Annotated in this window: 1 rRNA gene; it reads right to left on the bottom strand. The window is 48.8% G+C overall.

Features of this window, described 5'->3' with window-relative positions:
- Window positions 1-205, bottom strand: a 23S ribosomal RNA gene (locus BHE89_RS04410); the annotation flags it as partial.

Genomic DNA, 205 nt, shown 5'->3' on the forward strand with positions numbered 1-205 from the left:
TTTTTCAACATTAGTCGGTTCGGTCCTCCAGTTAGTGTTACCCAACCTTCAACCTGCCCATGGATAGATCACCGGGTTTCGGGTCTATACCCTGCAACTCATTCGCCCAGTTAAGACTCGGTTTCCCTACGGCTCCCCTATACGGTTAACCTTGCTACAGAATATAAGTCGCTGACCCATTATACAAAAGGTACGCAGTCACCCC

Origin of the sequence: Shigella sp. FC1967, from assembly GCF_001743005.1 — a bacterium.
In the GTDB taxonomy this organism is placed as follows: Bacteria; Pseudomonadota; Gammaproteobacteria; order Enterobacterales; family Enterobacteriaceae; genus Proteus.